Consider the following 12,152-nt stretch of genomic DNA (forward strand, 5'->3'; position numbering starts at 1 on the left):
GCGGTGTGCCGCAGGGGCACTCCGGTGACGAGGACGGGGCGAATGACACCGATCAGCCGAAGAGGCTTCGTGGGACTCGGCGCATCCGTGGCGGCGGGTGTGGCGCTGGGCGCCGGCACCCGCACCGACGCGGCCGCGGCCACCACGGCGACCGGCACGATCAAGGACGTACAGCACGTGGTGATCCTCATGCAGGAGAACCGCAGCTTCGACCACTACTTCGGCCGGCTGAAGGGTGTGCGCGGTTTCGACGACCGCAGCGGCATCACCCTGAGCGGCGGCTTCCCGGTCTTCAACCAGCCGAACGGGCTGGGCCGCCAGTACCCCTGGAAGCTCAGCGCGACCCCGGACGCGGGCGGGAAGGACGGCGAGACCCTCGCCCAGTGCAACGGCGACCTGCCGCACTCGTGGTCCTCACAGCACTCCGCCTGGAACAAGGGCCGGATGGACAACTGGGTCTCCGGCGTCGGCAACGTCCGCTCGCTCGGCTACCTGGACCGCTCCGACATCCCCTTCCACTACGCGCTCGCCGACAACTACACCATCTGCGACGCCTACTTCTGCTCCACGCTCAGTGCGACCGGTCCCAACCGCACCTTCCTGTGGAGCGGCAAGGTCGACTCCTCCAGCTACGACGGCGGCGACGAGTCCGGCCTGACCTGGCAGACCTACGCCGAGGCGCTGCAGGCCGCCGGGGTGACCTGGAAGGTCTACCAGAACGCGGCCGACAACTACGGTGACAACGGCTGCGCGTACTTCAAGAACTTCGCGAACGCCAAGGCGGGCGACCCGCTGTACGAGCGCGGTATGTCCTCGGTACCGAAGGTGACCGGATCGACCCCCGACGACATCGCCGCCGCGATCAAGGCCGACGTGCTCGCGGGCACCCTCCCGCAGGTCTCCTGGGTGGTCCCCAACCAGGCCTTCTCCGAGCACCCGTACGCCCCGCCCGGCGACGGCGCCCACTTCGTCAACCTCGTCTACCAGGCCCTCGCCGCCGACCAGGACGTCTTCGACTCGACCGTCCTGTTCCTCAACTATGACGAGAACGACGGCTACTTCGACCACGTGCCCCCGCCGGCGCCGCCCGCCGGCACGGCAGGGGAGTTCCTCAACGGGGTGCCGTACGGCTTCGGCTTCCGGGTCCCGATGCTCGTCATCTCGCCCTGGACGCGCGGCGGCTGGGTCTCCTCGGAGGTCTTCGAGCACACCTCGGTACTGCGCTTCCTGGAGACCTGGACGTCGGCCCTCGGCACGCCCGCCCAGTGCGCCAACATCAGCGACTGGCGACGCAAGGTCAGCGGCGACCTCACCGGGGTCTTCGACTTCGCCAACCCGGTCTACGGCTCGGTCTCCCTGCCCGCGACCAGCGTCATCGGCATCGACACCTGCGGCCCGCTGCCCAACCCGGTGCCGACGGACAACGCCCTGCCCGCCCAGGAGCCCGGCACCCGTCCGTCCCGCGCGCTGCCGTACCAGCCGGGCGGCTATCTGGACCACCTGGAGTTCGACGCGGCGGGCAAGATCCTCGCCTGGTTCACCATGACCAACCAGGGCGCGCCGGCCTCCCGGGCGGCCCACTTCTCCATCCACCCGAACGCCTACCGCGACACCACGCCGTTCCAGTACACGGTCGACCCGGGCGGCACCGCCTCCGACTTCTTCAACATCGGCACGGGCTTCGGCGGCGGCAAGTACGACCTGACCATGGTCGGACCCAACCGCTTCCTGCGCCGCTTCCAGGGCGACGCGACCAAGCCGGGCAAGTCGGCGGAGGTGAGCACCCGGTACGCGGTCGAGCCGGGCACGGGCAAGCTCGCGATCTACTTCAAGATGACCAACTCGGGCTCCGCGCCGGTGAAGTTCACCATCACCTCGAACCACTACCGCGGTGACGGCCCCTGGACCTACACCGTGGCCGCGGGCGGCTCGACGGAGGACTACTTCAACGCCGTCGCCTACCAGAACGGCTGGTACGACTTCACGGTGACCGTCGACTCCGACGCGACCTGGTCGCGTCGGTTCACCGGGCGCCTGGAGACGGGCGCCGCCGGCGTCAGCGGCTGAGACCGGCGTACAGGTCCGGGCGCGGAGCCAGGTCGACGGCCACGCGGCCGCCGCTCTCCAGCGCCCGGACCCCCGCCTCGGCGACGACGGACGCCGCGTACCCGTCCCAGACGCCCGGACCGGTGACCTCGCCGCGCCGGGCGGCGTCGGCCCAGGCCTGCACCTCGCGGTCGTAGGCGTCGGCGAAGCGGACGAGGTAGTCCTGTGCCACCTCCTCACGGGCGCCGCCCGCCGTGGTGACCACCATGGTGTGCTCGGCGCCGATCCGGGCGCTGCCCCGCTCGCACACGGCCTCGCAGCGCACCTGGTAGCCGAAGCCGCAGTTCACGAAGACCTCGACGTCGACGAGCGCGCCCGCTTCGGTCTCGAACAGCGCGAACTGCGGATCGAGCAGGCCCTCGGGGGCGTCCGCGGACGGCGTGGGACGCAGTACGGTCACCGCCGTCAGCTCCTGCCCCAGCAGCCAGCGGGCGGCGTCGATCTCGTGCGAGACCGAGCTGTTGATCAGCATCGCGCTGGTGAAGTGGCCGGGCGAGGAGACATTGCGGTGGGTGCAGTGCAGCATCAGCGGCCGGCCCAGACTGCCGCCGTCCAGCAGCGACTTCAGCCGGCGGTACTCGGCGTCGTAGCGGCGCATGAAGCCGATCTGGGCCAGCCGGCGGCCCAGCCGTGCCTCGGCCTCCACGACCCGCAGCGCACCGGTGGAGTCCGGCACCATGGGCTTCTCGCACAGCACCGGCAGCCCGCGGACGAAGGCGGCGAGCAGGGCCTCCTCATGGGCCGGACCGGGGGAGGCGATCAGCACGGCCGCGACACCGGGCGCGTCGAGCGCGGCGACCGGGTCCTGATGCACGGTGACGGAATCGATGCCGGCCACGGCCTCCTTCGCCCGCTCGACATCGGGGTCGGCCACCGCCACGACCCTGGCTCCGCTGACTACTTGATCGAGACGTCGTATGTGGTCGGCCCCCATGTGTCCGGCACCCAGTACCGCCACTCCCAGCGGGTCACCCATGTGCGCGCTCCCTTACGCCGACGATCACGCCGTAGCGTACGCCGCGCAGGGAGCGCTGCCTCGGGATCGCTGGGGATCGCCGGGGATTGCTGGGGGTACTGGGGATCGCCGCCCCGGGGGGCCTCAGTAGCGCAGAACCCCCGCGATCCCGTTCGCGTCGCCCAGCGAGCCGTCGGGGACGAAGCGGACCTCGGCACTGGTCTCGAGGCACTGCTCGACGATCTCGTCCACGATGTCGTCGCGGGCGTCCGGATCGCCGGGTTCGGCCGGCACGAGGTGGGCGCCGTCGTCGCGGACGGTCGTGCGGTAGTTCTCCTCGACCGCGAGCAGCCGGACCCGGCCTTCCCGGGCGTTCTGCCACAGCTCGTCCACCCCGGCCGCGAAGCTCTTGTGTCCGCGTGCCGAGGTCAGTTCGTCGATGACGGAGGTGGTGTCCTTGCGGGCCTCGTCCTCGAGGACCGGCCGCAGGGCCTGCCACACGGCGTTGGGGTCGGCGTGGGCCAGGCCCCCGCGCGGGACGTGGACGGCGGACCTGGCGACACTGCCCGCCTCGTCCAGCAGGGACAGTGCGGCCTGGTCGCCGGTGACGTAGAGCGGGCGGGGCTGCTCGCGCAGAACCGCCTCCAGCGAGGTGTCCGCCTCGCGCAGGAACCGGCGTGTGGCCTCGTCGCTGAAGGTGCTCGGCTGGTCGCCGATCTGCATCTGCCGCTCGGCGTCGAAGTTCTCCTGGCTGCGGATCAGCGGGAAGCCGCCGAAGTGCTCCTCGACGACCCGGTCGGGGCCACCGCTCCACAGGGTGGCGCGGTCGGCGGAGACCGACAGCACCCAGAAGGGCCGTTCGGCGGCCTGCGCGGAGACCAGATTGCGGGTGAGGAAGGTGTCGGAGAAGACCACCCGCTCGGGGACGGTGCGGGCCAGCGACCAGACCTGGTGCTCACCGGGGGCGGCGAAGATCACCAAGCCGTCCTCGGCGTGCGCCAGATCCACTTCCGCCAGCGCGCGGTCCAGCTGTTTCTCGATCTCGGCGCGCCGTTCACGGGTGACGGCGGGGTCGGCCTCCAGGCGTTTGCGTGCCTCGGTGACGACATTGCGCAGCCGGACGGGGTCCTGCCCGTTCTCCGGTTCGCGGCGGTGCGTCGGGGTCAGCACGGACACCGCCGGGTAGGGCCGCGGGCGCCGCAGTTCGGCCAGGGTCGCGGGACTCAGTGCGTGCTCCATGACAGCACGATAGGGCGGATTCACGCGTACGGCATTCGGGGTGTCCCGGACCCCGCCCGCCGCGTGAATTCCCCGGTCCGAGCCGGTGACGCGGCGCCGTGCCGCCGGTTACCGTACCCGTCGGTAACCGGACCGCGACGCACCCCCAGGAGGCCCCCATGCCGCAGCTCGAAGTCGACGGAGCGGCCCTGACGTACGACGACGAGGGCCCCCGTGACGCACCTGAGGTGCCCCTGGTCTTCGTCCATGGCTGGACCGCGAACCGCCACCGCTGGGACCACCAGATCGCGCACTTCGCCGAAAGACGCCGGGTGATCCGGCTGGACCTGCGCGGGCACGGCGAGAGCACCGGCGCGGGGGTGCGCACGATCGCGGAGCTGGCGCGGGACGTGCTCGCCCTGCTCGACCATCTGAAGGCCGAACGGTTCGTGCTGGTCGGCCACTCGATGGGCGGGATGATCGCGCAGACCATCGCGCTGGCCCACCCCGAGCGGGTGGAGCGGATGGTGCTGGTGGGCTCCATCGCCCGGATGACGTACAGCCGTGCCCGGGGCCTGCTCATGGCCGTCTCGACCCTGGTGCCGTACCGGCTGTTCGTGGCCGCCAACATCCAGCGTGCCTTCGCGCCCGGCCATCCGCGCGACGAGATCCGTGCGCACATCCGGGCTTCCGCCGCGACCCCGCGCGAGGTCGTGATGACGCTGTACGGCGCGATGCGCGCCTTCGACGTCCTCGACCGGGCCGGTGAGATCGGCACGCCCACGCTGATGGTGCACGGGTACCACGACGTCCAGCTGCCCGTGCGGCAGATGCTGCGGATGGCCAAGGCCTATCCGGACGCGGTCGTGCGCATCCTCGACGCGGGCCATGAACTGCCGCTGGAGAAGCCGGCCGAGCTGACAGCCGTGCTGGACCGGTTTGTGAGTGAAAAGGCCTGAACCATGTGCCGCTTGGTGAAGTTTTTGCTTCTGGCCGGTTCGCGACGGCGCGGGCCCGGTGGGCGGGCTTCACGGGATGTCGCGTAAGCAAAACACGGCCGAAACCATGGGGGTGGATGGGGCGCAGGTGTTACGGCCGAGTTGACTGCCTGGGGCAACCGACGGAGGCTGGTCGTATAGGTGCTAGTTACAACTGGTTCGCCGGCCGGTCCATGGCTCACCCGGGAAAGCCTAGGTGAGCGCCGGATCCGGCCGCCAGCCGGAGGCAGGAGGCAGCGCATGTGCGGCATCACCGGATGGGTCTCCTTCGACCGTGACCTGACAACCGAGGCCACGACATTGCATGCGATGACCGAGACGATGGCCTGCCGCGGTCCGGACGACCGCGGCACCTGGACACAGGGCCCGGCCGCTCTGGGCCACCGCCGACTCGCGATCATCGACCTCCCCGGCGGCCGTCAGCCGATGACCCTCGACACCCCTGAGGGAACCTTGGCGATGGTGTACTCCGGGGAGGCGTACAACTTCACCGAACTGCGCCGCGAACTCGAGGGCCGCGGCCACCGGTTCACCACCGACTCCGACACCGAGGTCGTCCTGCACGGCTATCTCGAATGGGGGGACGCGGTCGCCGAACGGCTCAACGGGATGTATGCGTTCGCCGTGTGGGACGGCCGCCGCGATCAGCTCGTGATGATCCGCGACCGCATGGGCATCAAGCCCTTCTACTACTACCCCACCGCCGATGGCGTCCTGTTCGGCTCCGAGCCCAAGGCGATCCTCGCCAACCCGCTGGCCCGCCGCCGGGTCACGCTGGACGGGCTGCGGGAACTGCTCGTCATGATCAAGACGCCCGGACACGGGATCTGGGACGGCATGCGCGAGGTCGAACCCGGCACGGTCGTCACCGTCGACCGCTCGGGCCTGTCGACGCGCGTCTACTGGCGCCTCGAGACCCGTGCGCACACCGACGACCGCGACACCACCATCACCACCGTGCGCTCGCTGCTCGACGACATCGTGCGCCGCCAGCTGGTCGCCGACGTCCCGCGCTGCACCCTGCTCTCGGGCGGCCTGGACTCCTCCGCGATGACGGCGATCGCCGCCCGGCAACTCGCCGCGCAGGGCGAGCGGGTACGCAGCTTCGCCGTCGACTTCGTCGGCCGGACCGAAAACTTCATAGCCGATGAGCTGCGCGGCACCCCCGACACGCCCTTCGTGCACGACGTGGCCAAGCTCGCCGACACCGACCACCAGGACATCGTGCTCGACCCGCAGTCCCTCGCCGACCCCGCCGTGCGCGAGCGGGTGATCCGCGCCCGCGACCTGCCGGTCGGCTTCGGCGACATGGACGCCTCGCTGCTGCTGCTCTTCCGTGCCATCCGGGAGAAGTCCACGGTGGCCCTGTCCGGTGAGTCGGCCGACGAGGTCTTCGGTGGCTATCTGCAGTTCTTCGACGAGGAGGCGCGGCGCGCCGACACCTTCCCCTGGCTGGTGCGCTTCGGCCGCGACTTCGGCGACGACTCCGACGTGCTGCGCTCCGACGTCACCAAGTCCCTGGACCTGGAGGGCTATATCGCCGACGGCTACCGCACCGCCGTCGCCGCCGTCGACCGGCTCGACGGCGAGAGCGACTTCGAGTACCGGATGCGGCAGATCAGCCATATGCACCTGACCCGGTTCGTCCGCATCCTGCTCGACCGCAAGGACCGGATGAGCATGGCCGTCGGCCTGGAGGTCCGGGTGCCGTTCTGCGACCACCGGCTCGTCGAGTACGTCTACAACGCCCCGTGGGCGCTGAAGTCCTTCGACGGCCGCGAGAAGAGCCTGCTGCGCGAGGCGGCAGCGGACGTCCTGCCGCGCTCGGTGTACGACCGGGTCAAGAGCCCGTACCCGTCCACCCAGGACCCGCAGTACGCCCGCGCCCTCCAGGACCAGGTCAAGGACCTGCTCTCGCGGCCCTCCCACCGGGTCTTCGACCTCATCGACCGCGACCGGCTCCGCACGGCCGCCGAACGCGAGGCGCCGATCAGCAGCCAGGCGGAGCGGCGCGGGCTGGAGCGCGCCCTGGACCTCGCGCAGTGGCTGGACGCCTACGCGCCCGAGGTGAACCTCAGCTGAGGCCGATGGCCCGGTCCGCGGCCGCCGCCGTGGGCTGCCACCACGTCGTCACCGGCTCCCACACCAGGACCTGCTTCCCGGTGCCGAGCCGGTCGGCGGTGAAGGAGCGGCCCCCGTGCGCGGCCGAGGCGGCCACGGTCACGGTGTGCACCCGGCGGGCCTCGGGGTCCGCCGGGTCGCCGATGGTCCCGACGTCGGCGTAGGCGGTCCGGCCCGGCGTGAGCCGGTAGCCGCCGGTGCCGCCCGCCGGTGTCGGCAGCGCGGCGCCGTCCAGGTTCCCGAAGGTCACCGTGGGCACCCGGTCGACCAGGCAAGTGCGGGCGCCGCTGCTGGTGACGCTGACACGGACCACGGCCGGATCGCCGGCGGCGGCCTTCGCCCGCATCGTCAGGGCCTTCTCGGCACAGCGGACGGGCCGGCCCTGGCCCGTGGCGGCCTGGCTCTGCGGCGCGGCCAGCAGCAGGACCGCCGTGACGGCCGAGGCGGCGGGTACGGCGGTGGCGGCACGGATGCGCATGGTGGTTCCCCCTGTCACGGGCACTGCGGATACGGTGGCAGAAGGGCGCCTGCCTGGTGTGACGGCCGGGAGAGGCGGGAGGTCGTGCCGGATTCGTGCCGGCCACCCGGTTGCGTCCGCGCAGTCATCAGTCGGTGGAGCCGGTGACGCCGCTCCCCTCGGTGCCGTCCGCCGGGCAGGAACTGCCGCTCGGCGGCAGGGAGCCGTACAGCAGGAAGTCGTCGACCTTCCGGTGCACGCACTTGGAGGAGGTGTATCCGGTGTGGCCGTCACCCCTGTTGTCGAGTACCACGGCCGACTGGCCGAGCCGGGCGGCCGTCTCCACGGTCCACCGGTACGGCGTCGCCGGATCGCCACGCGTGCCCACGAGCAGCATCTTCGCCGAGTGGACGTCCTTCACCTCGTTGCGGATGAAGTCGGTGCCCTTGGGGCGGCCGTAGCACATGAGCAGCTGGGTCAGCCGATAGTGGCCGAAGACCGGCGAGGCCTGCTCATACGTGGCCCGCAGGTTCCTCAGGTCCTTGATGATCTGTGCAGCGTCGGGCCGGTCGGGGTCGTCGGCGCAGTTGATCGCCATCAGTGCGGCCGGCAGGTTGTCCGCCGGGACGTCCTGCGGATCGACCAGAGCGCCGTTCCCGCTCCGTGTCCCGCCGGCCGGGGCGGCACCCCCGGCGGCGATGTTCAGCACGCCTCGCGTGTCGCCGTCCTTGACCAGGGAGGCCAGGGCGCGCTCCAGCGGGGGCCACAGCTGCTTGCTGTAGAGGGCCTCCCCGATGGCGCCCACCAGGTCCTGTCCGGAGAACGAGCCGCCGGAGTCCGTCGGGACCGGGTTCGCGTCGAGCGACCGCACCAGCCGGGTCACCTGGTCCTCGGCGGCCCGCCGGTCCCGGCCGAACGGACAGGCGACGTCCGTCGTACACCAGTCCAGGAAATCGTCCAGCGCGGTCTGCTGCCCCTCGGCGCCGGCCACCCCCTGCTCGGACAGCGGCTCGGTCAGGGTGTCCACGCCGTCGAGGGCGAGCCGGCCGACCCTGTGCGGGAACTGCGCCGCGTACACCGCGCCGAGCCGAGTGCCGTAGGAGAAGCCGAGGTAGTTGAGCTTCTTGTCGCCGAGGGCCTGGCGGATGACGTCCAGGTCGCGGGAGGCGTTCACGGTGCCTATGTGCGGCAGTACGGGACCGGAGTGCCGGGCGCATTCGTCGGCGGCCTTGCGCAACTGCGCGAGCAGCGCCTGGGGATGGCCGAGGTCTGCTGCGCTGTCCGTCGCCTGCGAGGCCTCGTCGCTGCCCTCGCCGCAGCTGACGGGGGAGGAGCGGCCGACGCCGCGCGGGTCGAAGGTGACCACGTCGTAGCCGTTCGTCAGGTCCATGAACTCCTTGCCGTCTGCGGCCAGTTCGGGGATGCCCGCGCCGCCGGGCCCGCCGAAGTTCAGCAGCACCGAGCCCTGCTTCTTCCCGGTGGCCTGATAGCGGGCCAGCGCCACGTCGAGGGTGCCGGTGCGGGGCCGGACGTAGTCGAGGGGGACGGTGACCTTCGCGCACTGGAGGTCCTTCGGGACGTCCGAGCCCTTACAGGCCGTCCAGGTCACCTTCTGCCGGTAGAAGCGTGTCAGGTCGGGCTGCGGCCGGTCGGCCGCGGCGACGGGCAGCCCGGCTCCGAGCAGGGCCAGGGCGAGGGCTCCGGTACCTGCGGAGCGTCGCACGGCGGGCCGTGTGGACAGCTTGGCCAGCATCGTTCGCCTCCCGGGACGCCTGTCGCGGACCGGGGACGGCGCCCTTCGGATCACCATAAGCGGGGCCTGGACGGGCCGCCTCCGGACGAGCGCCATGGCACCCGGTGCCGTACCCTGCACCCGCTATATCCCGGTTAAGTGATCATTCAGTGGCTTTACATGCAGTTCGATAACAGTGTCGCTCGACGGGGTGAAAGACCGATTAGCCATAACTCCGATGGTTCGCGGGCGTTTTACGGGGTGCGGGCGAGTGCCCGCGACGATGTCTGGAAGGCAGGGAACCTATGAGACGGGCTACCCGTAACGGCGTGTTCGCCGTCGCCGCAGCCACCGGGGCGCTGGCCGTGGTGCTGCCGGTGTCCGCCGCCTTCGCGGCCGACGGCGCGGCAGCCGACGGCTCCGCGGCCGGCTCGCCAGGGCTGATCTCCGGAAACGGCATCCAGCTCCCGGTGCACGTGCCGGTCAACGTGTGCGGCAACACCGTGAACGTGGTGGGGCTGCTCAACCCGGCCGTCGGCAACGCGTGCGCGAACGGTGACGCCGCAACCGCGAAGAGCCGGTCTTCCAGGTCCGGCGGTGCGTCCGCGCGGGGCACGGCGCAGGACTCGCCCGGCGTGCTCGCCGGAAACGGCGTCCAGCTCCCCGTCGAGGTGCCGGTGAACGTCAGCGGCAACAGCGTCAACGTGATCGGCTTGGGCAACCCGGCCGAAGGCAACCGGTCCGGCAACGGCGGCCTGCCCCGCACCCCCCGCCGCCCGGCCCCGAAGGCCCCGCCGCGGCATCACCCCGCCCCGCGCCCGGCTCCGCAGTCGACGGCATCGGCGCTGGCCCACACCGGTACGGACACCACCTTCCCCGCCGTCGCCGCCGGCGCCGCGCTGCTCCTCACGGGCACGGCCCTCTACCGCCGCTTCCGTTCCGGCGGCACCAGCTGACGCATCATCCCAAGGCCCCGCCGGACGCCGGCCCGGTGGGGCTTGGTTCGCCTGCCGTCAGGCGGTTCACCGGGTGCAGTAGGTTGATCCGGTGACGGACGGCATACGCGGGCGATGGCGGGCGCTGCCGGCCTGGGCGCGCTGGACTCTCGTGGTGTACGCCGGCGGATTCCTGGAGGGGGCCGGCTCCCATGTCCTCGACCTGGTGCGCGGCGGGCTCCACGCCTACGCCGCCTTCGGCCCGGTCCCGTTGCAGGTGTTCTTCGTCGCCCTGGTCGTCCTCGACCCGCTGGTCGCCGTCCTGACGCTGTGGATGCGGCCCTCGGGCGTCCGGGCGGCCGGCGTCCTGATGACGCTGGACGTCCTCGCCAACTGGTACGTCAACCGGTCCTGGGTGCAGGAGGATCCGGCGGCGCTGCTGCGCCCGGTCGGGCTGCTGCCCATCACGGTCTTCGGGGCGTTCGTCCTCGCGACGCTGCGTCCCCTGCTCCACGCCCTGAACGGCCGGGACCCGCGTTGCGCAACGGCTGATCTCCCCGTGGCGCGGCCCCCGTTGATCCGGAAGGATGCGGGGCGACAGTCCGGCCCCCACGGAAATGGAGCGCATCGATGACCCCTGCGGCCCCCCACGACCTCGTCGTCACCCAGGCCACCCTCGCCGACTGGCCGGTGATCGCCGGATGGGCGGCGGCGGAGGGCTGGAATCCCGGACTGTCCGACGGGCCCGCGTTCTTCGCGCAGGATGCTGACGGGTTCTTCCTGGGCCGCATCGACGGGGAGCCCGTGTCGGCGATCTCCGTGGTGAACTACGGCTCGGACTACGCCTTCCTGGGCTGCTATCTCGTCCGCCCCGACCTGCGCGGCCATGGCCACGGCCTCACCACCTGGAAGACCGCCCTCGCACACGCCGGTGACCGCACCGTCGGCCTGGACGGCGTCGTCGCCCAGCAGGACAACTACCGCCAGTCCGGCTTCGAACTCGCCTACCGCACCATCCGGTTCACCGGTGCCGCCCCGCGGGCCGAGGTACCCGTGGGCGTCCGGCCGGCCGGTCCCGCCGACCTCGCCGCGATAACCGCCTACGACAGCGCCTGCTACCCGGCCGACCGTCCGCGCTTCCTCGCCGAGTGGCTCACCGGTCCGGGCCACCGGGCCTTCGTCCGCCACGACGGCGCCCGCCTCACCGGTTACGGCGTCCTCCGCCCCGGCCGCGACACCCTGCGCATCGGCCCTCTCTTCGCCGACACCGCCGATGACGCCCACGCCCTGTTCGCCGCTCTCACGACCGAGGCCGCCGGAAGCGAGGTGGCCATCGACGTGCCCGAGCCGCACGCGGCCGGCGTCGCGCTCGCCGAAGAGGCCGGATTCCAGGCGTCGTTCGAGACCGCGCGTATGTACACGGGGCCGGTACGTGCGTACGCGCAGCACCGCGTCTTCGGCGTGACCACCCTCGAACTCGGCTGAGAGGCAGGGGAGTCCGGGCCTGTCCGGCGGGTCAGATCGCAGGAAATCGCATGCGGGCGTGGGGAAGTCGGGGACCGCGACAGCGCCGCGGATGCGCGTGCCGACCCCCGCGGCTGCGACAGGATCCGCCGGACAGGCCCCAAGA

10 protein-coding genes are annotated in these 12,152 nt (G+C 71.6%); 6 read left to right on the plus strand and 4 right to left on the minus strand.

Annotated features, from left to right (window positions below; all coding sequences use genetic code 11):
- Positions 1–42 precede the first annotated feature (42 nt).
- Positions 43–2,067: a phosphocholine-specific phospholipase C gene (locus tag M878_RS87465; RefSeq protein ID WP_023553000.1), complete on the plus strand. Its 2,025-nt coding sequence runs from the start codon at positions 43–45 to the stop codon at positions 2,065–2,067.
- Here M878_RS87465 and M878_RS87470 read toward each other — a convergent pair.
- Both M878_RS87470 and M878_RS87475 read right to left on the minus strand, forming a co-directional pair.
- On the minus strand, positions 2,057–3,082 hold the full coding sequence (locus M878_RS87470) for a Gfo/Idh/MocA family protein (protein WP_031226993.1): 1,026 nt from the start codon (positions 3,080–3,082) through the stop codon (positions 2,057–2,059). The two genes, M878_RS87465 and M878_RS87470, sit on opposite strands and share 11 nt — an antisense overlap.
- A 123-nt stretch (positions 3,083–3,205) precedes the next feature.
- Positions 3,206–4,300, minus strand: a complete 1,095-nt coding sequence (locus tag M878_RS87475) for a baeRF3 domain-containing protein (RefSeq protein ID WP_023553002.1) — start codon at positions 4,298–4,300, stop codon at positions 3,206–3,208.
- 158 nt (positions 4,301–4,458) lie between these two features.
- On the opposite strand from M878_RS87475, the gene M878_RS87480 reads away from it, so the two are divergent.
- Positions 4,459–5,238 carry an alpha/beta fold hydrolase gene (locus M878_RS87480; protein WP_023553003.1) on the plus strand — a complete coding sequence of 260 codons (780 nt, stop codon included), beginning with the start codon at positions 4,459–4,461 and terminating at the stop codon, positions 5,236–5,238.
- A 279-nt stretch (positions 5,239–5,517) separates the two neighbouring features.
- A complete protein-coding gene (gene asnB, locus M878_RS87485) occupies positions 5,518–7,359 on the plus strand; it encodes an asparagine synthase (glutamine-hydrolyzing) (RefSeq protein ID WP_023553004.1) in 1,842 nt (613 codons plus the stop codon).
- Here asnB and M878_RS87490 read toward each other — a convergent pair.
- On the minus strand, positions 7,352–7,876 hold the full coding sequence (locus tag M878_RS87490) for a DUF4232 domain-containing protein (protein WP_023553005.1): 525 nt from the start codon (positions 7,874–7,876) through the stop codon (positions 7,352–7,354). The two genes, asnB and M878_RS87490, sit on opposite strands and share 8 nt — an antisense overlap.
- A 127-nt stretch (positions 7,877–8,003) precedes the next feature.
- The gene (locus M878_RS87495) at positions 8,004–9,608 is read right to left on the minus strand and encodes an alpha/beta hydrolase (RefSeq protein WP_023553006.1); all 1,605 of its coding nucleotides are present in this window, start codon (positions 9,606–9,608) and stop codon (positions 8,004–8,006) included.
- Between the two features lie 284 nt (positions 9,609–9,892).
- Between M878_RS87495 and M878_RS87500 the strand changes: the two genes are divergently transcribed.
- From M878_RS87500 to M878_RS87505, 3 genes are all read left to right on the plus strand, one after another.
- Positions 9,893–10,543, plus strand: a complete 651-nt coding sequence (locus M878_RS87500; RefSeq protein ID WP_106962784.1) for a chaplin — start codon at positions 9,893–9,895, stop codon at positions 10,541–10,543.
- A gap of 91 nt (positions 10,544–10,634) precedes the next feature.
- Positions 10,635–11,156 (plus strand): hypothetical protein, encoded by a 522-nt coding sequence (locus M878_RS49900; protein ID WP_245238295.1) that lies wholly within the window; start codon positions 10,635–10,637, stop codon positions 11,154–11,156.
- Complete coding sequence (locus tag M878_RS87505; RefSeq protein WP_023553009.1) at positions 11,153–12,007, plus strand: GNAT family N-acetyltransferase; 855 nt, start codon at positions 11,153–11,155, stop codon at positions 12,005–12,007. Before M878_RS49900 ends, M878_RS87505 begins: the two co-directional genes overlap by 4 nt.
- Positions 12,008–12,152 lie beyond the last annotated feature (145 nt).

The sequence above is a fragment of the Streptomyces roseochromogenus subsp. oscitans DS 12.976 genome (assembly GCF_000497445.1).
GTDB lineage: Bacteria > Actinomycetota > Actinomycetes > Streptomycetales > Streptomycetaceae > Streptomyces > Streptomyces oscitans.